This is a genomic window from Streptomyces sp. OR43 (genome assembly GCF_008042275.1).
Lineage (GTDB): Bacteria > Actinomycetota > Actinomycetes > Streptomycetales > Streptomycetaceae > Streptomyces.
In genome coordinates this window covers 142,507-164,217 of sequence record NZ_RDBK01000043.1, presented here as the reverse complement: position 1 = coordinate 164,217, position 21,711 = coordinate 142,507, and the positions used below count along the sequence as shown (strand labels likewise).

The window sequence follows — 21,711 nt, the reverse complement described above, 5'->3', positions numbered from 1 at the left end:
GCGTCTAAGCCTGGGTTAGATAGAGTCTCCCCGTGAACGCGATCCCATGGCGGGAACGGGTCCGCGGGGAGGACGCGCTGGTGGAACAGCTCCAGACCCTGGTATCCGAATCCGCCAAACGAAGAGCGCTCGCCCTGCTCGATGGCGTTGACGAACTCGGGACCGTGGCCGAAGTGGCCAGGGAGCTCGGAAAGTCGTGGAACGCCGTTGACGCGGCGATCAAGAAGAACGGGCCCAGCGGCCCGACAACCGAATAGAAGCGGGGCCGGACGACAGCTCCCAGGTGGTGGAACACCTGGAGCGGCCGCGTCGCCCGACCCCTGACCGAAAACCATCCTGATTGCGCCAGGAGGCTCGGCCATGCCGAATCGTATTGCACGTGCACTATCTGCACCCCCGCCCGGTCGGCGACTGATCGCCGTCGGCACCGTCCGCCACCACGGCGGCCGCACCACCACGGTGCGCGCCACCGAGGCCGGCGTCACCGGCACCATCCGCCCCGCGGGCGGTACCCGATGACGACGCCCCTCGTCCTCAGCGACGACACCCGCACGCTCCTTGGCCAGCTGGCCGACACTCTCGACGCCCGCCGGCCGAACGCCGAGATGAGCGAGCCGATCCGCCTCGCCCGCGCCCTCGTCCTCTCCGAGCAGCTGCACGGACCGACCGAGGCCGCGTTCGACGCCGAGCAGGACCTTCTCGCCGCCGCCCCCCGCGTCACCCCCGGCACCAGCCGCGGCGAGTACGCGGCGAAGCTCCGCCTCATCGCGCAAGGGGTGAGCGCCGGATGAGCGAGGACCGGCCGATTGTGGCCCCGCAGCCGCGCCGCAACGCCGACGGCACCACCACGGTCACCGCCATCGTGTACACCGACATCCGGCTCACCTGCCCGGACTGGTGCATCGTTGAGCACGGCTACCCGCACCCGCCGGCCAAGACGGAGATCACGCACCGGGGCGACCCGGAGTGGGCGTTGGTCGAGACGCCGGAGACAGGCCCGACGAGCCTGGTCCAGGTGGGCCTGGTCCAGTGGCCGTTCAGTGACCAGGCGCAGGTGTTCCTCGCCGTGGAGACGGACGACGGGCACAAGGAGGTCGGCCCGACCGGTGCACGCCGGATCGCGGCCGCGCTCCGCGCCCACGCCGACCACATCGATGCCATGGCCGCCAAGCTCGAAGCGATCCGGGCCGGTGAGAGCCAGTGACCGGCGCACTCACCCTGGCGCAGCGGCGCGCGAAGGTGCGCCAGCTGGCGCAGGACGGGGCATCGAACCGCGCCATCGCAACGGAGCTCCGGATCTCGAAGGACACCGTGGCGCGCGACCTGGCCGCCCCGGTCGAGACACCGGTGCAGCTGATGGCGCAGCGTGCGGCGCACACCGAGACGGCCATGAGCCAGCTGTGCGCCGCAGCTCAGGCCGCCCTCCACGCCGATCCGGCGCACACCATCACCGACGACGAGACGGCCCGGCGCTGGTGGACGGAACTGCGCGCCACCGCGTTCGAGCTGCTGGTGCACGCCGACCAGTTCGCCGACTACTACCCCGGCGCAACCGAGACCGGCGGTGCGCCATGACGTACCACGACCTCGGCTACTACGGCCTGTTCGGCATCCTCGGCGCCCTCGTCCTCCTGACGCTGCTGCCCGACGGATGCCGCGCGCACCGCCTGCTCGCCCGCGCCGTCCTGGCCGCGCTCCTCGTCACCGCCGCCATCGTCGGCTTCTCGTACTGAAGGACCCCACCATGAACACCACGCTGCTCGCCGCCATCGAAACCGCTCACGCCCACACCATGGCCGCACCCCCCGCCGCCGGGGGCGCCGGCGGATCCGTCCCCATCAGCGTCCTGCTGATCATCGCCCTGTCCGGTGTGGCCTGGTGGATGTTCAAACACGGCGACAAGAACAAGAAGCTCCACCTCATGCCCGGCTTCGTCTGCCTCGGCCTCGGCCTGTCCATGTCCGGCACCCAGATCGGCACCATGGTCAACCAGCTGTTCGGGACCTTCGCGCAGATGATCGCCCAGTTCGCCAGCAACGCCTGACGATGACCGAGTCCGAGGATGACACCCTCGAACTGCCTCCCGTCCCCGAGTTCGGGAACGGGAGGCCCCGGTGGGCCGCGCAGCGCATCCACCCCCGCCGCCTCGCCCGCGGGCACCTGATCCAGTGGGCCAGGCTTCGCTCCTGGACGATCGCCACCGGCCACCCGTCGCCCGGCACCGCCATCCCGCGTCGCGTCGCCGGGCTCACGGCCGCCTCGCTCCTCGCCTGGCGAACCGGCCACCAACAACCCCAACTCCTCGCCTTGGCGGCCGGCGCCTACGCCATCACCGCGTGGCGGGACGGGCGCCCCGTACCCCCGACCCCACCGACCGAAGAGGAGCTGCGCCGCCGGGTTGTCCTCGGCGTGCAGCAGCTGCTCGCCGACGACCCCGCCGTGTTCGTCCGGGACGTGTACGACGCGTTCCAGGCCCGGCCGGCCGCCGCCCACCTCGACGACGCCCGGCTCCGCGCCGTCCTCGTCCAGTGCGGCATCACCATTCACCGCAGCGTCCGCGTCAGCGCGGACAAGACCGGCCGCAGCGGCATCAAGGCCGCCGACATCGAAGCCCTGCTCTCCCCCACACCCGTAGAGGCCCCTTCCGAGGCTGTAGACGCAGGTCAGCAGCCCACAGAAGAGGCCGTAGACCGGGCGTAGAGCACCCCGTAGACCGCCCGAGGAGGGCCCGTGTCCCGCCAGACCGACTGGTTCCGCATCTACGACAGCGCCCCCGTCACCGACATCGACCCGGCTGCTCCGTACCGCAAGGACCGCAGCTACGACCGTGGGGCCACATGGGAGGCCGCGCCCGAGATGAAGGGTGAGCACCTGAAGTTGGAGATGACCGAGGCCCTGCTCGCCGACCTCACGATCGGCATCCGTGACGGCGTCGTCGTCATGCAGAGCCCCCACCCCATGGGCGGCCTCATCCGCTACACGCCTATCCGCTGACCTGACGGCTGCCCGATCCGCCCGACACAGTGCGGGCGGTGAGGGGAGCCGGACAGACCGGCCCGCACCCAGGAGGACCCCATGGAGCTCACCCACTACCAGTGGACCGCAACCGGCACCCGCATCGAGACAGGCGAGCCGTGCGACGGCTCTGGCGCAGTCGAAGCGGAGAACCCACGCGACGCCGAGGCGATGGTCCTCGGCTTCTGCAAGGGCCAGGGCATTCAGCCCGACGACATCGTCCTCACGTACACCCGCAACAGCTGACCAACCCCGAGGCGGCCGCATCACTGCCAGGCGACCACGGCCGCCCCGGGCCCCATCCCCAACCACGAGACAGGACCACGATCATGGCACTCGACCCGATCAGCATCGAAGAACTCCAGCGCCGCAACGCTGAGTCCCAGCAGCAGCGAGACGCCGAAAAGGCCGCCGGGGACAAGGAGTAGGTGTAGCTACACCAGGGCCCCGGCCTTCGCCGCGACGACCGGGGCCTTCCCGCACGCGAGGGCGGCAGCTGACTGAGTTCCTTGAAGGAATTCAGTTGGGAGGCCTCCCGCGCGCGAGGACGGCACGTACCCAATGAGGTTATCCACGCAGTTCAGGGCGGGGCCTTCCCGCGCGCGAGGACGGCACACTGGACGCATGGAGTACCTGCTGCCGCCGATCGGCACCCTCACCACATCCATGGCCGCCATGTCCGCCGGCGTCCAACCCGCCACCATCCGCGACTGGGTACGGCGCGGCATCCTCACCCGCTGCGGCGGCAGCCCCAAACGGCCGCTCTACCGTGTCACAGACGTCGAAGCAGCCCGGTCCGCAGCCAAGCCGACCCGCAACGGCCAGCGCGGTGTCAACGCCGCTTGACGTGCGACGATCCGTGCGCCACGATTTGACCACCACACGCATGCCCCGAGGCCCCGCCCATCACCGGTCGGGGCCTTCGCTATGCCCGGAGGAGGTGCCCATGGCTCTCCCCGACGGCGTCCCGACCGTGACCGTGGTCGACAGCCGAACCCACCCAGACGGCGGCCCCATGCGCGGCCGCGTCACCCTCACCCCCGAAGCCCCCGCCGTGACCAGCATCGAGCACGGCCACATCGTCATGGGCGCAGTCACCGGCCGATGGATCAACGGAGCCCTCTACCCGGCCAGCGACCCGACCGGACAAGGCGACGCCGGCCTGACGGTCCTGCCGCACGACGCCCCCGGCTACACGCCAACCGGCTGGACGTACCGCGTCCACGAACGCCCCGACGACGCCCCCGAGCGCAGCTACCCGATGCTCGTCGCCGCAGCCATGGGCACCATCGACCTGGCAGCCGTTGCGCCCGTGGAGCCCTACACCGGGGACTACGTCCTCGTGCCCGGCCCTCCTGGCCCGCCGGGCGCTCCCGGATCTCAGGCCAACGCGGAGGCCTACACCGACGCGGCCATGAGCGCCGAAGTCACACGGTCCAATGTTGCCTACGCCCCGCAGGCCGCCGTCACCATCACCAACCTCCTGGCCACGAACCCCGCGTACTTCGGGCACCGCGGGCAGGGCATGGTCAGCCCCGAGCACACCATGGCCGGCTACCGGGCCGCCGTAGCCGCCGGGGCCAAGGCAATCGAGGTGTCCGTCAACGTCGCCGCGGACGGAACGCTCGTCTGCTGCCACGACACGACGCTGGACCGCACCACGTACAGCACCGGCGCGGTCAACACGTGGAACTGGTCAGAGCTGAAGAACCGGGTCCTCACCAACGGGCGCGTGCTCCACGGCCAGGGCTGGACCGACCAGCCCATTCCGACCCTGCGCGAAGTTCTCGACGAGTTCCTCGGCCGCGTCGTTATCTTCCTTGAGGCCAAGGGCAACGACGCCGTCGTGCCGCTCCAGACGATGCTGGACACCTTCTACCCGACCGCGAACAAGAGCGTCGTGTGGAAAGCGCACATTGGCACCCTGTCGCTGCCGTGGGCCAAGGGCGCCGGGTTCAAGACCTGGGTCTACGTGGACGACGGAACCACGGACGCCGCGATCACGGCGAAGGACCAGTACATCGACTACCTCGGCGTGCAGACCAGCATGGCCGACGCCCGCGTCACCCAGATCGTCGCGCGCGGGAAGCCGGTCTTTAGCTGGCCCGTTTACCGCCGCAGCCAGCGCGACCGGCTCGCCGGCCTCGGCGTCGTCGGCATGATGACCAGCGACATTCAGTACCTCAGTCGCAGCACCCCCATGCGCACCGCATCGCGCTGGGACAACCAAGTCAAAGAGCCCGGCGGCACCCCGACCCTCGACTACGACGCGACCTACGCGCTCAAGTTCGACGATGCTCCGAGCGCGGGCTGGGTGTACATCAACGCGGCCGGCCAGTCCTACGGGCTCGGCACCTACTGCCCGATCGTGGGCGGCGCCGGCGGGTACCGGATCTCGTTCGACATGCGGTTCGAGGGCATCCCCGCGATCACGACCGAGCATGCAGGCGTGTACTTCGGGAAGTTGAGCGACGACGCGTACAGATTCGGGACGGCCAACGCCAGCGGCGGATACCACGTGGTGATGCGCGCCAACGGCCAGATGCAACTCAACCGGCACACCGCAGGCGTGACCACGGGCACGGCGCTCGGCACGGTGCAGAACACCACGGCCGTCGTTCCCGACAACCCGATGAGCTTCCAGCTCGACGTCACCGCCACCACGATCGAGCTGCGGCGCACCGACAGCACCGGCTGGACCACCGGGCCGATCGCCGACGCCACCTACCGCGGCCTGTACTTCGGGCTCAGCAACGGCGGCATCACCAACCTCACGACGAAACCCCACTGGCGGAACCTCGTCATCACCCAGCTCTGATCAGCGCGTGCGCTTCCCGCGCTCGCTCCACTCCAGGACCAGGCCCACCAGGACGACCGCGGCGCCCAGCACCACGCCAGGCAGCCAGCCGGCCACACGGCAGCCGATCGCCACGACCAAGCCAGCCGTGACCAGGCCCACCGGAACAGTCACTCGCTTCACGCCCACCACCCCCAAGGCGCGACACCGTACAGAGTCGAGGTGCCCCATGGCCAGACGAGCAGGCTGGCGGGTGTGCTCCAACCCCGGCTGCCCTGAGTACACCGACCAGGGCAGCCGCTGCACCGAGCACCGGCGCGAGGCCGAGCGCAAGCGCGGCACCGCACAGCAACGCGGATACGGCGGACAACACCGAACCCGCTTCCGCCCCGCCGTTCTCGCCCGCGACCCCAACTGTGCTTGCACCGATCCGTCTCACGGTCACGCTGTCCCCTGCGGCCAGCCCTCCGTCCACGCCGACCACTGGCCACGCAGCCGGCGCGAACTCACCGCGCAAGGCCTGGACCCCAACGACCCCCAGCACGGCCGCGGCCTCTGCCCGCCCTGCCACAGCAGCGAGACAGCGGCGAACCAACCAGGAGGATGGAACCGATGAGCGACAGCCAGCTGACTATGAACGACAGCTTCATCGGGCTGCTGTCCCGCCAGCACATTGCAGACGTCGAAGCCCACCTTGTTCAGCAGGGCTTCCGAGTTGGCGAGCAGGCTGTCACGCACGTGCCGCTCACGTTCACCGGCCGCTCCCCCCTGGCCCCGCCCCTGCCCCTGCCCGTACCCCTGACTGTCGTGTCCATCGGCCACGCACAGAACAGCGCGAGGTGGAACCGGTGAGCACCAGCATGAGCGCCACCGACCTACGCAACCTGGCCGACGCCCTCGACCAGCTGGCCACGACCGCCCGCGAGACAGGCGTACAGGTCGGCGGATACAGCGGGCAGTACATCACCGCCAACGACCACGAGCTGCGCTGTGAATGGGTCGCCACGGGCGACAGTGACGCCGAGCCCGGCCACTACCTCGTCGAGATCCCGGACGGCACCTGATGCCACAGGCGAAGGACAGCAAGGGCGCCAAGACGCCGACCAGGCGCGTGCTGGCCACCATCACCGCGGACGACGTGGCCGAGCAGCGTGCGGCACTCTGCGCGTGGGCCAAGGACAACGGCCTGGCCCCCGAGGACGTAGCGGCCTCACCTGGGCTGACGGTGGAGAAGCGAGGCCGGCGCACGGTCATCGTCTACGCAGAGTTCCAGCGCGACGACCAGGGACGCATCATGACGGACCCCGCCGATCCGTCCAGCGCCTGGACCATCCCCCGGACAGCTCCCCTGGTCGGGCCGCTTGCCAGCTACGAAGGATTGGACGGTCTGGCTGATCGTCACGATCAGTGAGGCCGGCTGATGATCACCCCGGGGGAGGGACCCCGAGCAAGATCACCAGACGGACCGCCGGGGAGGTGGCTCCCAGGTTTGCCGGGTTCAGAACTCGCGCTGATCTTGGTCTGACGCCCCGCTGATCATGCCCGCTGTCACGCAAGGTGACGGCGACTCTGCCGCGCAACGCGGCCTAGTTGGAGTGATCGATATGCCCAAGGGTGGAGCAAGAACCCGGTCCGGTCCGGCCCCCGACCCCACCGCGCTCCGGCGCGACCGGGACGCCGGCGAGTGGACGATCCTGCCCGCAGAAGGCCGCCAGGGCGCAACGCCCGACTGGCCACTGACCGCGCAGGCGGAACGCGAAGAGGATCTATGGGAAGACCTCTGGGCCAAGCCCCAGGCTCTGGTCTGGGAGCGGTACGGCCAAGAGGTGGAAGTCGCCCTGTACGTCCGGCGCCTGGTCGAGGCAGAGGAGCGAGGTGCTGCCGCCGTGCTGACGACTTTGGTCCGGCAGATGGCCGACTCCCTCGGCCTGACGACACCAGGGATGCGCGCCAACCGGTGGCGCATCGACCGGGGCAGCGAGCAGGACGAGACGCCGGCCGCGCCTGGAGCCGTTCCGGATATCTCGCCGACCTCGGCACGTGCCAGGCTGAGGGCGGTCTCCGGTGGTAGCGGCTGACGACGGCACCTGGTCTCTCGACTTCCCGACGCTGTTCGTCGTTCCGGACTGGATCACCAGGCACTGCCGGCTCCAGTCGGTGGGCGGCCTCGACAGCACGCCGCGCCCGTTCGAGATGTACGACTGGCAGCTCCGCATCACCGCCAACCTCTACCGGGTCAAGCCGGCCGCCGAGCTGGGGAAGCTGTCGACTGCTTTCTTCTACCGCCGTGTTCAGGCGGTGGCCCCGCAGAAGTCGGGCAAGGGCCCCTGGGCGGCGTCCATCGTCGCGGCCGAGGGTGTCGGGCCGGTGCTGTTCAACGGCTTTGCGCGGGGTGGGGAGCGGTTCCGCTGCTCCGACCACCGGTGCGGATGCGGCTGGGTGTATGAGTACGAGCCAGGCGAGCCGATGGGCCGGCCGTGGAACAAGCCGCTCATCCAGATCACGGCGACATCCGAGGACCAGACCGACAACACCTATCGCCCGCTGCAGGAGATGATCCGCAACGGGCCGCTCTCCGAGATCATGAAGGTGGGCGAGCAGTTCATCCGCCTGCCGAATGACGGGCGCATCGACGTCGTCACGGCCAGCGCACAGAGCCGACTGGGCAACCCGGTCACGTTCGTCGCGCAGGACGAGACCGGCATCTGGGACGACGGCAACGGCATGACCAAGGTCGCGACCACCCAGCGGCGCGGCCTGGGCGGCATGTCCGGGCGCTCCCTGGAACAGACGAACGCCTGGGATCCCACTGAGAACTCGGTGGCGCAGAAGACGGCCGAGACGAAGGTCAAGGACGTCTACCGCTACCACCGGCTGCCGCCAAAGGACTTGGACTACTCCAAGAAGTCCGAGCGGCGCCGCATCCACACCGCTGTCTACCAGGGCAGTCATCACGTCGACCTGGATGCCATCGAGGGCGACGCCGCCGAGCTGATGGAGAAGGAGCCCGCAGAGGCAGAGCGCTTCTACGGCAACCGGATCACGGCCGGTATGGGGACCTGGCTGCAGCAAGACCGCTGGGATGCCCGCCTCGCCCCCCAGGAGGTGCCCGCCGGCACGCGGCTGGTGCTCGGCTTCGACGGCTCGGACGTGGACGACTGGACCGGCATCAGGGCCGAGACCCTGGACGGTTACCAGTTCACCCCCACCTACGGCCCCGACAACCGGCCCTGTGTCTGGGACCCGGCCGAGTGGGACGGGCAGGTCCCGCGCCTTGAGGTCGACGCCGCGGTGGACGAGCTCATGGACCGCTACGACGTCGTCCGCATGTATGCGGACCCGCCGTACTGGCCCAGCGAGATTGCTGCCTGGCAGGCCCGGTATGGCGAGAAGCGTGTGAGCAGGTGGGAGACCTATCGGATCGTGCAGATGCACGCCGCGTGCGAGCAGCTGCTCACGGACGTCACGAAGAAGGACACCACCTTTCGCCATGACGGATGCGAGACGACGTCCATCCATATGCGCAACGCCCGCAAGAAGGCCCGCCCGGCACGGCGGTACATCCTCGGCAAGCCGAACGACCACCAGAAGATCGACCTTGCCGTGGTGTCGGTCCTTACGCACGAAGCCGCCCGGAACGCGATCAGCGCCGGCCAGGCCAAGCCCAGGAAGCCCGGACGAATGATCGTGATGAGGACCAGGAGGTGATGCGCTGATGGACCGCACACCCGACGACTGGGTTGCCTACCTGGCCCGCGTCCACGAAGCGCAGAAGCCCAGCCTTGAGGAGCTGAACCGGTACTACGAGGGGCAGCAGCCCCTCACGTACATCCACCCCGATCTCCTTGAGGAGCTGGGCGACCAGCTGAAGCAGGTCGTCATCAACTGGCCGCGCCTGGTCGTCGATGCGATTGAGGAACGCCTGGACGTCGAGGGGTTCCGTTACGCCGACGACGAGGCCGCCGCGGATGAACTGTGGAAGATCTGGCAGGCGAACGGCATGGACGAGGCCACGCAGCAGGGGCACGTGGACGCCCTGACAATGCGGCGCGCGTTCCTGGTCGCCGGCACGAACGAGAAGGACCCCGACACGCCACTGGTGACGGTGGAATCGCCGCTGCAGATGGTCGTCGACTGGGACCCGCGCACCCGCACGGTCCGTTCGGCGCTCAAGCGGTACCACGAGCAGGACCCCATCACGGCGGCCGTCACCGAGCAGTGCGCGACGCTCTACGTGCCGGGCGTGACGCACTTCTACAGGCAGACGGCGCCGGGGAGTTGGGCGGAGACCGACCGGGACGAGCACGGGCTGGAGGTTCCGCCCGTCGTACCGCTCGTGAACCGGCCCCGGCTGCTCAGTCCCGGCGGTGTGTCCGAGCTCGCTGACGTGATCCCGCTGTCAGACGCCGCGTGCAAGATCGCGACGGACATGATGGTCTCCGCCGAGTACCACGCGATGCCCCGCCGGGTTGCGTTCGGTGTCGGCGAAGAGGACTTCCAGGACGAGGACGGCAACGCCGTCTCGATGTGGTCGAGGATCGCCGGCCGGATGTGGGCGACGTCCAAGAACCGCAAGACCGGAGTCGACGGCGACGGTGCCGACGTCATCCAGTTCCCCGAAGCCCAGCTCAGCAACTTCCACAACACCCTGAACCAGCTGGCCCGGCTCACCGCTTCGCTGTCCGGGATGCCGCCGCACTTCCTGGGCCTGGCCACGGACAGCCCGCCGTCCGCCGACGCGATCCGCTCCTCGGAGACGCGCCTGGTGAAGCGTGCCGAGCGCAAGCAGCGTGCATGGGGTGGTTCCTACGAGGACGCCATGCGCCTGGTGCTGCGGATCCGGGACGGCGAGTGGGACCCCCGGGCCCGTGCGCTGGAGACCCTGTGGCGCAACCCGGCCACACCCACGTTCGCGCAGATGGCTGATGCCAGCGTGAAGCTCGTCCAGGTCGGCATCCTGCCGATTGAGCAGGCCCGCGAGGACCTCGGCTACACCGCCGCGCAACGGCAGCGGATGCGGCAGATGGACGGTGACGCCCTCGACCGGGCGATCGGCGGCGACCTGGCGGCCGAGTACGGGCCCAAGCCCACCCCGGCCCTGCCTGCTCCGCAGCTGCGGGAGTAGCCGTGGCCACGGACACCCGGACGATCGCGCTCGACCACTACCGGCGCCAGCAGCGCGCGGCTCGCCGGGCCGTGAACCGTGTACAGACCCTGTGGCGCAGCATCGACCGGGGCGACATCAGCGGGTCGTGGGAGCAGATCGCCCCCTCGCTGGAGCAGGCAGTCATCGCGGAGCAGATCGCGGCCGCGGCGATGGCAGACGCGTACCTAGACGCCATCCAGGCAGCCGAGGGCGCCGAGGTGGCGGGCGCCGGCCGAGTCGTTCCCACCGCGCTTGCCGGCATCGCCTCCGACGGCCGCTCTCTGCTGTCCCTGCTCTACCAGCCGGTCATCGGGTGGAAGGTGCGGATGCTGGCCGGCCAGTCGATGGAGGACGCGGCGCGCGGCGCACTGTCGAGCGCGTTGCGGATCACCGCAACGCAAGTTGCGGACGCCGGCCGGGGAGCGGTGGCGTCGGGCATGGCAGGGCGGCGCACCATCCAGGGCTACGTCCGGGTCGTTCAGCCTCCGGCTTGTGCCCGGTGCGTGATCCTGGCGGGCAAGGAGTTCGGGTGGAACAGCGGCTTTCAGCGGCACCCTCGGTGCGACTGCATTCACCTGCCGACCACCCTGATCGCCCGCAGCAGCGGACGGCGGCCCACCACAACGGACGTCACCGGCGGCCGCGGGTTCCTCGACCCCCGGGCCTACTTCAACGGCCTGTCCAGGGCCGAACAGGAACGCGTCTTCGGCGCGGCCAGTGCCCGGGCCATTCGCGAGGGCGCCGACATGGGCCAGGTCATCAACGCCCGACGCGGCATGTACCAGGCAGGCATCGGCGACGGCCGCGTCTCAGCTACCCGAGTTGGCTCCCGGCGCGGCTCTCGCTACTACAACGTCGAGCGGCGGCGCGCCATCGACGCCGGCGAAGTCCCCGCGGACGTCGGGCGCGCGTTCCGCATCCGCACACCGCGGCTCATGCCCGAAGAAATCTTCCGACGCGCGGCCAGCCGCGATGAAGCCATCGCCATGCTCAAGCGCTTCGGCTACCTGACCTGATCCCCGGTGCAACGCCGACGGGTCCCACTCCTGCAACGGGAGCACGTGATGAGTACCCCCACCGAACCGAACGCCGACCCGGCCGCGGGCAACCCGCAGCAGCAGCCGGCGCCCTCCGACCCCGCCGTCGAGCCTGTGACGGTCGAGCCTTCCGGCAGTGAACCCGCTGGCGACGTTCCCCTCGGTCCTGCCGGGGAGAAGGCGCTGGCGGAATGGAAGGTCCGGGCGAAGGAGGCCGAGCGGCAGTCCAAGGAGCAGGCCGCCCGTATCCAGGAGTTCGAGGACCGCGACAAGACCGAGGCCGAGAAGTTGGTCGAGCGTGCCACGAAGGCCGAGGAACGGGCAGCAGCAGCCACCCGGCTCGCCACCGCGTCCAAGGTGGAGGCGTTGGCCGCCGGACGCTTCCAGGACCCGCAGGACGCCGTTGACGCCCTTCAGGGTGCCGAGTTCCTCACCGAGGACGGCGGCATCGACCGGGACGCCATTCAGGCCGCCCTGGACGGCCTGCTGGAACGCAAGCCGCACTGGGCTGCCACCGCACCCGGCCCGCGGGTTCCGGCGCCGGACCCCTCTCAGGGGGCGAGGCCGGGCGGTACGTCGACCCTCGGCCAGCGCATCGACGAAGCCGTTGCCGGCGGCGACACCAAGCGCGTGCTGGCGCTCAAAACGCAGCAGCTCCGCGAGATCAGCCAACAGACCAAGTAGCAGGGCAGGCCGACCGCCTCGCCCTCACCCAACTCCGTAAGCGAGGACCCCGTCATGGGCGCAGTTTCTGGGCAGGGCACGACCTATAACCTGCCGAACTACCACGGTGAGCTCTACACCGTCACCCCCACCGAGACCCCGTTCCTGGCGGCCATCGGCGGCCTGTCCGGCGGCAAGCGGACCAAGTCCGTCGAGTTCGAGTGGCAGACCGTCGACCGCCGCGCCTCGACCGCCGGCAACGCGGTCGTCGAGGGCGCGGCCGCACCGACCGGCGTGGCCCGCTCCCGCTCGAACGTCTCCAACGTGGTGGAGATCCACCAGTCGGCCATCGAGGTGTCCTACACCCGGCAGGCCGCGACCGGCATGTACGGCGGCATCAACATCGGCGCCGACGACAACCCGATCAACGACGAGCTGACCGCGCAGATCACGGCCGAGCTCGAAGCCATGGCCGTGGACGTCGAGCTGTCGTTCCTGACCGGGTCCTACGTGAAGCCGGCGAACAACTCGACGGCCCGCAAGACCCGGGGCCTGCTCACCGCGATCACGACCAACGTGAACGCCAACGGCGGCACCCCGCGCGCCCTGTCGAAGGCGATCATGGACGCGCAGCTGTCGGCGATGTTCGCCGCCGGCGCGAAGCTCCCGCAGGACTCCACGGTCTTCATGACCGGCCCGGGCCAGAAGGTCAACCTGTCCAACCTCTACGGCACGGGCTCGCTGAACCAGCCGACGATGACCCGCAACATCGGTGGCGTCGCCGTCGACACGCTGGTCACCGACTTCGGGACGTTCGGCGTGATGCTCAACCGGTGGATGCCGGCCGGACAGGTCGCTGTCGTCGACCTCTCCGTCTGCGCCCCGGTGTGGCTGGAGATCCCCGGCAAGGGCCTGCTGTTCGCCGAGCAGCTCGCCAAGGTCGGCGCGTCGGAGAAGTGGCAGCTGTACGGCGAGGTCGGTCTGGAGTACGGCCCCGAGATCTACCACGGCGTCATCAAGGACCTCAGCTAAGGAGACGCCGTCATGGCGAAGTTCAGCAGCGCGAAGTACCCGGCCCTGGTCCTGCAGGACGACAAGGGGATCTGGGCCACGTTCGCGGACGGAGAGCTCGAGACCACGGACGCCGCGGTCGTGAAGCGGCTCCGCGGTCTCCCCGAGTCCGAGGGCATCTCCGAGGTCAAGGCTGCGGCCAAGGCCGAGGACGACGCCAAGAAGGAGTAACCGTGGCGACCCTGGCGACCCCTGCGGACCTGGCGGACAGGCTCGGCCGTGATCTCACGGACGTAGAGGACCGCCAGGCGCCCGCCCTTCTGGATGACGCCACCTCCGTCATCATCGACCGGTTCCCGCGGTACGCCACCGTATCCACGGCCGTCTCCAAGAAGGTCTGCTGTGCGATGGTCCTGCGGGTCCTGCGGAACCCGAACGGGCTGCGGCAGGAGTCCATCGACGACTACTCCTACACGGTCGACTCCTCCCGCTCCGCAGGGGAGATCTACCTGACCGAGACGGAGGTCGACGAACTGCGGCCGCCACGCACCACGGCATTCACCATCGTGCACGGTGCGCCATGAGCGAGGAAGCAGCCCTGACCCAGGGCCGGGCGGCTGCCGAACGCCGGATGCGGGACCTCGTCATGCTCTACACCCAGGGCCCGGACACCTTCGACCGGGACAGCGGCACCACGGTCCCCGGCACGCAGGCCGTCCTGTATGCGGGGAAGGCCCGCATCAAGCCGGTGGCCCAGTCGGCCGGCGAGGACGTGCAGGCGGGCGAGCGCGAGCTTGTCCTTCGGGAGCTCGAGGTGTCGCTGCCCTGGTCCACCCAACTGCCGGGCGTGCGACTTCTGCCTGGCGCCCGCATTGAGGTGCTGGAGTCGGACGACTCCCGCATGCGGGGCGTGACTCTGTGGGTGACGGGCGGGCAGCTGTCCGCCCAGGCCACCGCCTGGCGGATCAGTGCGGAGGAACGGACGTGAGCGGCAACCCGTTCGACGCACGAGACGTCCGGCGTCTGCAACATCACCTCCTGCGCGGCATCCCGCAGGCACGGCGTGACACCCGTGCAGTCGTCGCCCGTGGCGCACTGAACATCAAGACGGAGTGGCGGGCGAACGCCCGGATCTCCGCACCGAAACACGCTCCGTACTACCCGCGGACCGTGAACTTCGACGTGCTGACCTTCGGCCCGGACCAGGTCCTGGCCATCATCGGCCCAGACAAGGGCAGCCAGCAGGGCGCGCTCGGCAACATCCTCGAGTACGGCTCGGTGAAGAACCCGCCACACAACGACGGCGGCCGCGCCCTGATCAACGAAACCCCCCGCTTCGAGGCGCAGATGGCACTCATCCTGCAGCGCGGACTGACGTGGTGGTGACCCGATGACAACCCCAACCGTTCTGCCCCACGTCGATGCCGTTCAGGAGGCGCTGACCGGGGCCGGCCTGACCGTCTACCTCGGCGGCACCCCGAGCAGTACCGGATGGGTGCCGCCCGACAAGTTCGCCGTCCTCTACCCCGACCCGGGCATGGCCGGCCGGGCGTCTCTGGCCGACGACCGTGGCGACTTCACGGCCACGTTCCAGGTGACGTGTGTGGGCGGCTCCGTCGAGCGCGCTCTCTGGGTCGCTGACCGGGTCCGCCGAGCCCTGTCCGTGCCGCTGTCCGTGGACGGCCGCAAGACGTGGCTGCCCGAGGACCAGGGCGGCCCTCCCGTACAGCGCGACGACGACGTGACGCCGCCGCTCTGGTTCGTGCCGGTGCAGTACCGGATCCAGTCCATTCCCTCCTGATCGGAGACCACCATGGCGACCCTCGCCACTCAGACCGTCGCCCTCGGCGGCCTCGCACCTACCTACGCAGCGGCCGCCGGCGGCGGCGACAAGGTCGAGTGCGGCGACCGGAACTTTCTGCACGTCAAGAACGGCTCGGGCAGCCCCGTGACGGTGACCCTGACGTCGACCGCGTCCGTGCGCGGGCAGACCGCGGCGAACGTCGTCGTGTCCGTCCCCGCGTCCGGGGAGCGGATGATCGGCCCCCTGCAGCCGGACCTCCTGCTGAACCAGGCCGACAATCTGTGCGCGGTCGGCTACTCGTCCGCGACGACCGTCACGGTCGCCTCTCTGCGCATCTGACCCCCACCCATCCCTGTCTGCCCCGCGCCAACGGCCGGGGCTTTCTTCATGCCCTGGAGGGCTCATGTCTGACCTGATCAGCGACGGCAAGACCCGCGTGGCCTGGCTGTCGACCTGCGCGAACATCAACGCCCCGACCGTGGCCGAGCTCAACGCGGGCGCCGACTACACCAAGCGCATCACCCCGGACGGCCTGAAGGTCGACCCGTCCACGGCGGACGTCGACACGTCGTCGCTGGCGTCGAAGTTCGACACCAAGACCGTCGGCCGTGTCGGCTACGACACCGAGGTCACGTTCAAGCGGGGCGACAACCCCACCGACGACGCCCCCTACTCCACCCTGAAGTACGGCGTGTCCGGCTTCCTGGTCGTGCGCCGCGGCGTCGACTACGCCACCGCGTGGACCGTGGCGCAGAAGGTCGAGGTGTACCCGATCGCGTGCGGCGAGCCGCAGAACAGCTCCCCGGCGGCGAACGAGGTCATGAAGTTCGTGTCGCCGATGAAGGTCACGGACCCGCCGGCGACGGCCGCGACGGTCGCCTGATGCCCGACATCAAGGCCCTGCTTGCCAAGGCCAAGCCGCGCGAGCGCACCGTCAAGATCATGCTGGACGGTGCGCTCGCTGGGGAGATCGAGCGCCTCGAGGCAGAACTCGTCGAGGCTTCCGAGGACTGGCAGCCCTCCGACCTCACCGAGTCGCACCCGGGCGGCGTCATCGCCCAGCAGATCGCCGAACTCCGCGAGAAGGCCCGCGAGGCCGAGGCCGAGTTCAAGTTCCGGTACATCGGCGACGAGGAGTATTCGTCCCTCCTGGCCGCGCACCCCTCGACGAGCAAGGAAGAACTGTTCGACTCGGACAGCTTCCCCCGCGCGCTGATTGCCGCGTCGTGCGTCGACCCGGTCATGACCGTGGACGACACCAAGGACCTGTTCAAGGTCATCAACCAGGGGCAGATCCAGGCCCTGTTCGACGCGGCCTGGGACGTCCACAACTCCAGCAGCCTCGTCCCTTTCTCGTTGGCCGCCTCCGCTCTCCTGGCGGCGGTCGGTGGCGGCGAGAAGTAGAAACCGCGCGGGCCTGGGGTGTCCCCCGCTCGGTGTTCCTCGGCCGCGTCGTCGCCCCTGGCGAGCCGGCGTGGATCGAGGAAGACCGGGCGTGGGCCCTCGCCCTCGCCGAGGTCGAAGCGGACACCTGCCCGGACTGCGGGCAGCCCTGGTCCGAGGCCACTGACGCAAAGAACGAGTTCGCGTATGCCGCCGACCTCGTTCTCTGCCACGCCTGTGCCACATCGGCCAAGACCGTGCGCGCCCATCAGAACGGCAAGGGCAGCACCGACGGCCTCCACGTCCACCTCGAACGCCGCAACGCGAAGAACACAGGAGGTGAGCCGTGGTAACCCGTTCCGTCACCGTCCGGCTGCGCGCCGACATCTCCCACTACACCCGGGGCATGCGGACCGCGTCCGACACCACGACGAAGCTGGCGAACGCGGGTGCGGCAACCGGTGCGGCGATGCTGGCCGGCTTCGCGGTGGCGGCGGCCGCAGCCGCGAAGTTCGACAAGGCCCTATCCAACGTCCGCGCCGTCACCGGTGCGTCAACTGCAGACATGGCCAAGCTCCGCGCGGCCGCCCTGGACGCGGGTAAGACCTCGGTATTCACGGCCACCGAGGCGGCGAACGCAGAGGCCGAGCTCGCCCGCGCGGGCGTCAGCACCGCCAACATCATCGGCGGTGCGCTCACAGGCTCGCTCGCACTGGCCGCATCCGGGCAGGTCGACCTGTCCGAGGCGGCCACCCTGTCCGCGCAGGCGATGAACACGTTCGGCTTGCAGGGCAAGGACGTCGGCCACATCGCCGACCTCCTCGCGGCCGGCGCAAACAAGAGTGCCGCCGATGTCCACGGGCTGGGCACAGCTCTGCGTCAGGGCGGTCTCACGCGGGTAAGACCTCGGTATTCACGGCCACCGAGGCGGCGAACGCAGAGGCCGAGCTCGCCCGCGCGGGCGTCAGCACCGCCAACATCATCGGCGGTGCGCTCACAGGCTCGCTCGCACTGGCCGCATCCGGGCAGGTCGACCTGTCCGAGGCGGCCACCCTGTCCGCGCAGGCGATGAACACGTTCGGCTTGCAGGGCAAGGACGTCGGCCACATCGCCGACCTCCTCGCGGCCGGCGCAAACAAGAGTGCCGCCGATGTCCACGGGCTGGGCACAGCTCTGCGTCAGGGCGGTCTCCTCGCCCACCAGACAGGGCTGACCCTTGAGGACACTGTCGCCACCCTGTCCGCGTTCGCGGACCACGCCCTGATCGGGTCGGATGCCGGTACGTCGCTGAAGACGATGCTGCAGCGCCTGGTGCCTCAGTCCAAAGAGGCCGAGGCCGCCATGGACAAGATCGGGTTCTCGGCCTACGACAGCAGCGGCAAGTTCGTCGGCCTATCCGAGACCGCCCAGCGCATGAAGCTCTCGTTCGGAAAGCTCACCCCCGAGGCCCGGAACAGCGCCATGGCCACGATCTTCGGGTCGGACGCTGTCCGGTCCGCCACGATCATGTACGAGCTCGGCGCGAAGGGCATCGACACCTACCGCCGCGCGGTCGACGACCAGGGCGCCGCCCAGCGGATGGCCTCCGTCCAGACCGACAACCTCATCGGGGACATCGAGCGCCTCAAGGGTGCGATCGAGGTAGCTCTCATCGAGGGCGGGTCCTCCGCCAACGGCGCCCTGCGCGGCATGGCGCAGGGTGTAACCAGCCTGGTCAACGCGTACAACGGCCTGCCCGCCCCGGTGCAGCACGCCGTCACGCTGTTCATGGGTGTTGGTGGTGCCGTGACTCTGGTCGGTGCGGGAATGGTGCTCTTGCTGCCGCGCATCGCGGCGACCCGTGCCGCGCTGGCGTCCATGGGTGTCACCGCAGCCCGGGCCCGGATGTCGATGATGGTCCTCGGCCAGGTCGGTGCGGTCGTGGCCGGCCTGGAACTGGTCTCCTACGCCTCGAAGCGAATCCAGGAGACGTTCAAGGATGCCCCGCCCAGCACGGCGAAGATGGCTCAGTCGCTGGTCGACCTGGGCCAGAAGGGCAAGGTGGCCGGGGCCGCTTACGACCAGTTCGGGAAGGACCTTGACGGGTTCGGCCACGCGGTACAGCGCATCGCCCACCCGACCGGGCAGAACCGTGCCACGGACATCGTCAACAGCGTGACGCTGGGCCTTACCGAGGGCCTGGCCGAGACCGATATCGCCCTGCAGGACGCGCACGACCAGATCAAGGTCGTTGACGATGCTCTCGGTTCGCTGGTCAGCTCCGGTCACGCAGACGTTGCGGCGCAATCCTTCGACGCCCTCGCAAAGAGCGCCATCGACCAGGGCACGTCGGTCGAGAAGCTGAAGACGCTCCTGCCGCAGTACACCGACGCCCTCGCGAACACGAGCGTTGAGCAGCAGCTCACCGGCAAGTCATCCAAGGGTCTCAAGGACGACCTGGCGATGACGAACGAGGAGCTGAAGAACCAGAAGTCCGCAGCCGAGGAACTCACCGATGCTCTGAAGACCCTGAACGGGCTCAACATCGGGGCGGCTGAGCAGGAAATCAGCTTCCGCAAGTCGCTGGCTGACCTCACCGCCGCGGTGAAGGACAACGGGCACTCGCTGGACGTCACCAGCGAGAAGGGCCGCGCGGTGAAGGGGGCATTCCTCGACGCGGCGAAGGCCGCCATGGAGCACGCGCAGGCAGTGGCCGAGCAGAAGAACTCGGTGGAGGCCGGCAACGCGGTCCTGGCCAAGGACGTCGAGGCGCTCAAGGCGACAATGCACGCGGCCGGGTTCTCGAAGGACGCCATCGACAAGCTGACCGCGGCCTACACCAAGCTGCCCGCCTCGGCGACGACGAAGGTCAACGCCGAGACGAAGAAGGCCATCACCGACCTGCAGGCCGTGCAGAGCAAGGTTCGCGCGACCAAGGGCAAGTCCTTCACCATGTCGGCCCTGACCAGCACTGCCGAGAAGACGCTGAAGGACCTCGGGTTCAAGGTCACCCACATGAAGGGTGGCAAGGTCAGCGTCACGGTGCCGACCGGCTCGGCAATCTCCCAGGTGGGCGCGATCCAGCGAGCCATCAACGGGATCCAGGGCAGGCCCGTCGGCATCGGCGTCTACCTCAAGGCAACCGGCTCGGACACCGACGCCAACGGCGTACCGGACATGATTCAGGCGCGCCGCAACGGCGGGCTGATCCGTCGGTACGCGTCCGGTGGCGAGGTCCTGCAGATGTACCCGTTTGGTGGGCCGATCTCCGGCCCGGGCACGGGCACGTCGGACAGCATCCCCGCCCTGGTCAGCAACGGCGAGTACATCGTGAAGGCCGACGCTGTACGAAAGTACGGCGTCAGCATGCTGGACCGGGTCAACGCCAAGCGGTTCGCCGACGGCGGGCTCGCCGGGTTCACGTACACCCCGACTGGCACCGCTGTACTGGGCGGGCCTGGCGATGCGAAGGAGCGCTACGACTCCCTCATCGAGAAGCTGAAGGCGGCGTTCGCGGATCTCGCGAAGGCTCTGGCCGACCTGAAGAAGAAGACCGACGCGCTGAAGGTCGCCGAGAAGAAGCAGGCCGCTACCCGCAAGGACGGGGCCCGCAAGGTCGGCGAGGCCGAGGACAACCTGAACCGGGTTCGCCGCGGGAAGCACACGCACGCGCAGCTGCTGGCCGCTGAGAAGAAGCTCGCTGATGCCCGGCGCAACGCGGCCAAGGCCAACGCCGCGGCAGCGGACCGGACTTCTGCTGCCCGGAAGGCGAAGACGACCGCCGACGCCAAGGTCAAGAAGGAGAAGGGCGACGTCTACGCCCTCGATGCGGCGCTGGGTCTGAAGAAGGGAGCGAAGGCGCCCAGCAGTTTCAACCTGACCGCGTACCAGAAGCAGCTGACGGCCTCGCTCGCCGCGACCACGAAGTGGCGCAACAACCTGGCGAAGATCGGGAAGCGGGGCGGGCAGGAGATCCAGGACCTGCTGGAGGCCATGGGTGAAGACGGCTACGCCCTGGTCAACTCGTTGGCCGGCGCCTCGGACAAGCAGTTCAAGGACATCGTGGCCAAGCTCAAGGCGACCGGATCGACGGCCAAGGCGACGCTGGATGACCTGACGAAGCAGCTCAACGCCTCGACGAAGGTCAACCAGCAGTTCGCCATGGACCTGCAGGCCCTGGCCGCGATGGGCTACGGCGACCTAGCCCAGCTCCTGGCCGCGCAAGGCGACAGCGCCGCGATGGAACTGGCGCATCAGGCGGCAACCGGAAAGAAGACCGACGTGGACGCCGCCAACACCGCCGTCGCCAAGGCGGGCAAGACACTGTCCGGTGAGGACCTGGCCAACTCACTCCTGCTACTCACGACGCTGCGGGGTGCACCCGGCCGGGGCTACGCCGACCTCATCGCGGCTGGCCTGTCCGCAGGCACCATCAAGGACCTGGTGCCACGGATGCTCGACCAGATCAAGAAGCTCCCGGCCCAGTACCGGGATGCATTCCTGACGCAGTTCACCGGCCAGACCGGTATCAAGACGATGGCCCGGGGCGGCATCCTGACCGGCCCGCAGATGGTCCTCGGCGGCGAGGCCGGAGTCCCGGAGTCCTGGATCCCTCACGATGGCTCCGCCCGGTCCCGGTCCCTGCTGCAGGCGACCGCCCGGCTCATGGGCTACGACGCCCGACCGGCCGGCAGGTTCGGCACGAGTGGAGGCCGCGGCGCTGGTGCGCACTACGACCAGCGCGTCACCAACCTGACCCTCAACGGCGCCAAGCAGACCAGCGCGGAGCAGATGCGCGACGTGGCCCGCCAGTTGACGTTCGTCTCCTGAAGGGGGCCGCATGTACACACCAGGCCAATCGCTGGGAGGCCGCGCA

The 21,711-nt window shown here is 69.3% G+C and carries 32 protein-coding genes; 31 read left to right on the top strand and 1 reads right to left on the bottom strand.

Annotation, left to right across the window (positions count from 1 at the left end; genetic code table 11):
- The first annotated feature begins 32 nt into the window (after positions 1 to 32).
- The 11 genes from EAO72_RS19155 (at position 33) to EAO72_RS19105 (ending at position 5,833) form a co-directional block, all read left to right on the top strand.
- Positions 33 to 257: a hypothetical protein gene (locus tag EAO72_RS19155; RefSeq protein WP_148018565.1), complete on the top strand. Its 225-nt coding sequence runs from the start codon at positions 33 to 35 to the stop codon at positions 255 to 257.
- A gap of 258 nt (positions 258 to 515) precedes the next feature.
- Complete coding sequence (locus EAO72_RS19145; RefSeq protein WP_148018563.1) at positions 516 to 791, top strand: hypothetical protein; 276 nt, start codon at positions 516 to 518, stop codon at positions 789 to 791.
- Positions 788 to 1,204, top strand: coding sequence for a DUF6907 domain-containing protein (locus tag EAO72_RS19140; protein WP_148018562.1), 417 nt, complete (start codon positions 788 to 790; stop codon positions 1,202 to 1,204). The genes EAO72_RS19145 and EAO72_RS19140 overlap by 4 nt, the downstream gene beginning before the upstream one ends.
- Positions 1,201 to 1,575 carry a hypothetical protein gene (locus EAO72_RS19135; protein ID WP_148018561.1) on the top strand — a complete coding sequence of 125 codons (375 nt, stop codon included), beginning with the start codon at positions 1,201 to 1,203 and terminating at the stop codon, positions 1,573 to 1,575. The genes EAO72_RS19140 and EAO72_RS19135 overlap by 4 nt, the downstream gene beginning before the upstream one ends.
- Entirely contained in the window at positions 1,572 to 1,733 is a 162-nt protein-coding gene (locus EAO72_RS42060) for a hypothetical protein (RefSeq protein WP_187285135.1), read from the top strand. Before EAO72_RS19135 ends, EAO72_RS42060 begins: the two co-directional genes overlap by 4 nt.
- Before the next feature lie 11 nt (positions 1,734 to 1,744).
- On the top strand, positions 1,745 to 2,044 hold the full coding sequence (locus EAO72_RS19130; RefSeq protein ID WP_148018560.1) for a hypothetical protein: 300 nt from the start codon (positions 1,745 to 1,747) through the stop codon (positions 2,042 to 2,044).
- A 2-nt stretch (positions 2,045 to 2,046) separates the two neighbouring features.
- Positions 2,047 to 2,700 carry a hypothetical protein gene (locus EAO72_RS19125; RefSeq protein ID WP_148018559.1) on the top strand — a complete coding sequence of 218 codons (654 nt, stop codon included), beginning with the start codon at positions 2,047 to 2,049 and terminating at the stop codon, positions 2,698 to 2,700.
- Between the two features lie 30 nt (positions 2,701 to 2,730).
- Positions 2,731 to 2,994, top strand: a complete 264-nt coding sequence (locus EAO72_RS19120) for a hypothetical protein (protein ID WP_148018558.1) — start codon at positions 2,731 to 2,733, stop codon at positions 2,992 to 2,994.
- Between the two features lie 81 nt (positions 2,995 to 3,075).
- Positions 3,076 to 3,261 (top strand): hypothetical protein, encoded by a 186-nt coding sequence (locus EAO72_RS19115; RefSeq protein ID WP_148018557.1) that lies wholly within the window; start codon positions 3,076 to 3,078, stop codon positions 3,259 to 3,261.
- A 378-nt stretch (positions 3,262 to 3,639) separates the two neighbouring features.
- Positions 3,640 to 3,861 carry a hypothetical protein gene (locus tag EAO72_RS19110; RefSeq protein WP_148018556.1) on the top strand — a complete coding sequence of 74 codons (222 nt, stop codon included), beginning with the start codon at positions 3,640 to 3,642 and terminating at the stop codon, positions 3,859 to 3,861.
- Positions 3,862 to 3,961: 100 nt separating this feature from the next.
- Positions 3,962 to 5,833 (top strand): glycerophosphodiester phosphodiesterase, encoded by a 1,872-nt coding sequence (locus EAO72_RS19105; RefSeq protein ID WP_148018555.1) that lies wholly within the window; start codon positions 3,962 to 3,964, stop codon positions 5,831 to 5,833.
- On the opposite strand, the gene EAO72_RS42055 is transcribed toward EAO72_RS19105, so the two are convergent.
- Entirely contained in the window at positions 5,834 to 5,995 is a 162-nt protein-coding gene (locus EAO72_RS42055; protein ID WP_187285134.1) for a hypothetical protein, read from the bottom strand.
- 429 nt (positions 5,996 to 6,424) lie between these two features.
- Between EAO72_RS42055 and EAO72_RS19095 the strand changes: the two genes are divergently transcribed.
- From EAO72_RS19095 to EAO72_RS19000, 20 genes are all read left to right on the top strand, one after another.
- On the top strand, positions 6,425 to 6,664 hold the full coding sequence (locus tag EAO72_RS19095) for a hypothetical protein (RefSeq protein WP_148018553.1): 240 nt from the start codon (positions 6,425 to 6,427) through the stop codon (positions 6,662 to 6,664).
- Complete coding sequence (locus EAO72_RS19090) at positions 6,661 to 6,876, top strand: hypothetical protein (RefSeq protein WP_148018552.1); 216 nt, start codon at positions 6,661 to 6,663, stop codon at positions 6,874 to 6,876. The genes EAO72_RS19095 and EAO72_RS19090 overlap by 4 nt, the downstream gene beginning before the upstream one ends.
- Entirely contained in the window at positions 6,876 to 7,223 is a 348-nt protein-coding gene (locus tag EAO72_RS19085; RefSeq protein WP_148018551.1) for a hypothetical protein, read from the top strand. Before EAO72_RS19090 ends, EAO72_RS19085 begins: the two co-directional genes overlap by 1 nt.
- A gap of 193 nt (positions 7,224 to 7,416) precedes the next feature.
- Positions 7,417 to 7,890 (top strand): hypothetical protein, encoded by a 474-nt coding sequence (locus tag EAO72_RS19080; protein ID WP_148018550.1) that lies wholly within the window; start codon positions 7,417 to 7,419, stop codon positions 7,888 to 7,890.
- On the top strand, positions 7,877 to 9,520 hold the full coding sequence (locus tag EAO72_RS19075; RefSeq protein WP_148018549.1) for a hypothetical protein: 1,644 nt from the start codon (positions 7,877 to 7,879) through the stop codon (positions 9,518 to 9,520). The genes EAO72_RS19080 and EAO72_RS19075 overlap by 14 nt, the downstream gene beginning before the upstream one ends.
- Positions 9,521 to 9,527: 7 nt before the next feature.
- A complete protein-coding gene (locus EAO72_RS19070) occupies positions 9,528 to 10,937 on the top strand; it encodes a phage portal protein (protein ID WP_148018548.1) in 1,410 nt (469 codons plus the stop codon).
- Positions 10,938 to 10,939: 2 nt separating this feature from the next.
- Complete coding sequence (locus tag EAO72_RS19065; RefSeq protein WP_148018547.1) at positions 10,940 to 11,974, top strand: VG15 protein; 1,035 nt, start codon at positions 10,940 to 10,942, stop codon at positions 11,972 to 11,974.
- 48 nt (positions 11,975 to 12,022) lie between these two features.
- On the top strand, positions 12,023 to 12,679 hold the full coding sequence (locus EAO72_RS19060) for a hypothetical protein (protein WP_148018546.1): 657 nt from the start codon (positions 12,023 to 12,025) through the stop codon (positions 12,677 to 12,679).
- A 54-nt stretch (positions 12,680 to 12,733) separates the two neighbouring features.
- Complete coding sequence (locus tag EAO72_RS19055) at positions 12,734 to 13,690, top strand: SU10 major capsid protein (RefSeq protein ID WP_148018545.1); 957 nt, start codon at positions 12,734 to 12,736, stop codon at positions 13,688 to 13,690.
- Positions 13,691 to 13,702: 12 nt separating this feature from the next.
- Positions 13,703 to 13,900, top strand: a complete 198-nt coding sequence (locus EAO72_RS19050; RefSeq protein ID WP_148018544.1) for a hypothetical protein — start codon at positions 13,703 to 13,705, stop codon at positions 13,898 to 13,900.
- A gap of 2 nt (positions 13,901 to 13,902) precedes the next feature.
- On the top strand, positions 13,903 to 14,253 hold the full coding sequence (locus EAO72_RS19045; protein WP_148018543.1) for a hypothetical protein: 351 nt from the start codon (positions 13,903 to 13,905) through the stop codon (positions 14,251 to 14,253).
- Positions 14,250 to 14,657, top strand: coding sequence for a DUF6093 family protein (locus EAO72_RS19040; RefSeq protein ID WP_148018542.1), 408 nt, complete (start codon positions 14,250 to 14,252; stop codon positions 14,655 to 14,657). Before EAO72_RS19045 ends, EAO72_RS19040 begins: the two co-directional genes overlap by 4 nt.
- A complete protein-coding gene (locus tag EAO72_RS19035; RefSeq protein ID WP_148018541.1) occupies positions 14,654 to 15,055 on the top strand; it encodes a hypothetical protein in 402 nt (133 codons plus the stop codon). Before EAO72_RS19040 ends, EAO72_RS19035 begins: the two co-directional genes overlap by 4 nt.
- 4 nt (positions 15,056 to 15,059) lie before the next feature.
- Complete coding sequence (locus tag EAO72_RS19030; RefSeq protein ID WP_148018540.1) at positions 15,060 to 15,470, top strand: hypothetical protein; 411 nt, start codon at positions 15,060 to 15,062, stop codon at positions 15,468 to 15,470.
- A gap of 12 nt (positions 15,471 to 15,482) precedes the next feature.
- Positions 15,483 to 15,812: a hypothetical protein gene (locus EAO72_RS19025; RefSeq protein ID WP_148018539.1), complete on the top strand. Its 330-nt coding sequence runs from the start codon at positions 15,483 to 15,485 to the stop codon at positions 15,810 to 15,812.
- 64 nt (positions 15,813 to 15,876) lie between these two features.
- The gene (locus EAO72_RS19020; RefSeq protein WP_148018538.1) at positions 15,877 to 16,356 is read left to right on the top strand and encodes a phage tail tube protein; all 480 of its coding nucleotides are present in this window, start codon (positions 15,877 to 15,879) and stop codon (positions 16,354 to 16,356) included.
- Positions 16,356 to 16,877, top strand: a complete 522-nt coding sequence (locus EAO72_RS19015; RefSeq protein WP_148018537.1) for a hypothetical protein — start codon at positions 16,356 to 16,358, stop codon at positions 16,875 to 16,877. The genes EAO72_RS19020 and EAO72_RS19015 overlap by 1 nt, the downstream gene beginning before the upstream one ends.
- A 32-nt stretch (positions 16,878 to 16,909) precedes the next feature.
- A complete protein-coding gene (locus tag EAO72_RS19010) occupies positions 16,910 to 17,209 on the top strand; it encodes a hypothetical protein (RefSeq protein ID WP_148018536.1) in 300 nt (99 codons plus the stop codon).
- Between the two features lie 53 nt (positions 17,210 to 17,262).
- Positions 17,263 to 17,928, top strand: a complete 666-nt coding sequence (locus tag EAO72_RS19005) for a phage tail tape measure protein (RefSeq protein ID WP_187285133.1) — start codon at positions 17,263 to 17,265, stop codon at positions 17,926 to 17,928.
- Positions 17,925 to 21,665, top strand: coding sequence for a phage tail tape measure protein (locus EAO72_RS19000; protein WP_148018534.1), 3,741 nt, complete (start codon positions 17,925 to 17,927; stop codon positions 21,663 to 21,665). Before EAO72_RS19005 ends, EAO72_RS19000 begins: the two co-directional genes overlap by 4 nt.
- Positions 21,666 to 21,711: the final 46 nt, after the last annotated feature.

What these genes read in the sequence shown, in the direction of transcription:
- EAO72_RS19095 (WP_148018553.1), top strand. Translation starts at nt 6,425, where the DNA reads ATGAGCGACAGCCAGCTGACTATGAACGACAGCTTCATCGGGCTGCTG.
- EAO72_RS19060 (WP_148018546.1), top strand. Translation starts at nt 12,023, where the DNA reads ATGAGTACCCCCACCGAACCGAACGCCGACCCGGCCGCGGGCAACCCG.
- EAO72_RS19040 (WP_148018542.1), top strand. Translation starts at nt 14,250, where the DNA reads ATGAGCGAGGAAGCAGCCCTGACCCAGGGCCGGGCGGCTGCCGAACGC.
- EAO72_RS19050 (WP_148018544.1), top strand. Translation starts at nt 13,703, where the DNA reads ATGGCGAAGTTCAGCAGCGCGAAGTACCCGGCCCTGGTCCTGCAGGAC.
- EAO72_RS19115 (WP_148018557.1), top strand. Translation starts at nt 3,076, where the DNA reads ATGGAGCTCACCCACTACCAGTGGACCGCAACCGGCACCCGCATCGAG.
- EAO72_RS19000 (WP_148018534.1), top strand. Translation starts at nt 17,925, where the DNA reads ATGAACACGTTCGGCTTGCAGGGCAAGGACGTCGGCCACATCGCCGAC.
- EAO72_RS19025 (WP_148018539.1), top strand. Translation starts at nt 15,483, where the DNA reads ATGGCGACCCTCGCCACTCAGACCGTCGCCCTCGGCGGCCTCGCACCT.
- EAO72_RS19140 (WP_148018562.1), top strand. Translation starts at nt 788, where the DNA reads ATGAGCGAGGACCGGCCGATTGTGGCCCCGCAGCCGCGCCGCAACGCC.
- EAO72_RS19030 (WP_148018540.1), top strand. Translation starts at nt 15,060, where the DNA reads ATGACAACCCCAACCGTTCTGCCCCACGTCGATGCCGTTCAGGAGGCG.
- EAO72_RS19110 (WP_148018556.1), top strand. Translation starts at nt 3,640, where the DNA reads ATGGAGTACCTGCTGCCGCCGATCGGCACCCTCACCACATCCATGGCC.
- EAO72_RS19125 (WP_148018559.1), top strand. Translation starts at nt 2,047, where the DNA reads ATGACCGAGTCCGAGGATGACACCCTCGAACTGCCTCCCGTCCCCGAG.
- EAO72_RS19085 (WP_148018551.1), top strand. Translation starts at nt 6,876, where the DNA reads ATGCCACAGGCGAAGGACAGCAAGGGCGCCAAGACGCCGACCAGGCGC.
- EAO72_RS19080 (WP_148018550.1), top strand. Translation starts at nt 7,417, where the DNA reads ATGCCCAAGGGTGGAGCAAGAACCCGGTCCGGTCCGGCCCCCGACCCC.
- EAO72_RS19130 (WP_148018560.1), top strand. Translation starts at nt 1,745, where the DNA reads ATGAACACCACGCTGCTCGCCGCCATCGAAACCGCTCACGCCCACACC.
- EAO72_RS42060 (WP_187285135.1), top strand. Translation starts at nt 1,572, where the DNA reads ATGACGTACCACGACCTCGGCTACTACGGCCTGTTCGGCATCCTCGGC.
- EAO72_RS19145 (WP_148018563.1), top strand. Translation starts at nt 516, where the DNA reads ATGACGACGCCCCTCGTCCTCAGCGACGACACCCGCACGCTCCTTGGC.
- EAO72_RS19020 (WP_148018538.1), top strand. Translation starts at nt 15,877, where the DNA reads ATGTCTGACCTGATCAGCGACGGCAAGACCCGCGTGGCCTGGCTGTCG.
- EAO72_RS19005 (WP_187285133.1), top strand. Translation starts at nt 17,263, where the DNA reads ATGCGGACCGCGTCCGACACCACGACGAAGCTGGCGAACGCGGGTGCG.
- EAO72_RS19105 (WP_148018555.1), top strand. Translation starts at nt 3,962, where the DNA reads ATGGCTCTCCCCGACGGCGTCCCGACCGTGACCGTGGTCGACAGCCGA.
- EAO72_RS19070 (WP_148018548.1), top strand. Translation starts at nt 9,528, where the DNA reads ATGGACCGCACACCCGACGACTGGGTTGCCTACCTGGCCCGCGTCCAC.
- EAO72_RS19055 (WP_148018545.1), top strand. Translation starts at nt 12,734, where the DNA reads ATGGGCGCAGTTTCTGGGCAGGGCACGACCTATAACCTGCCGAACTAC.
- EAO72_RS19015 (WP_148018537.1), top strand. Translation starts at nt 16,356, where the DNA reads ATGCCCGACATCAAGGCCCTGCTTGCCAAGGCCAAGCCGCGCGAGCGC.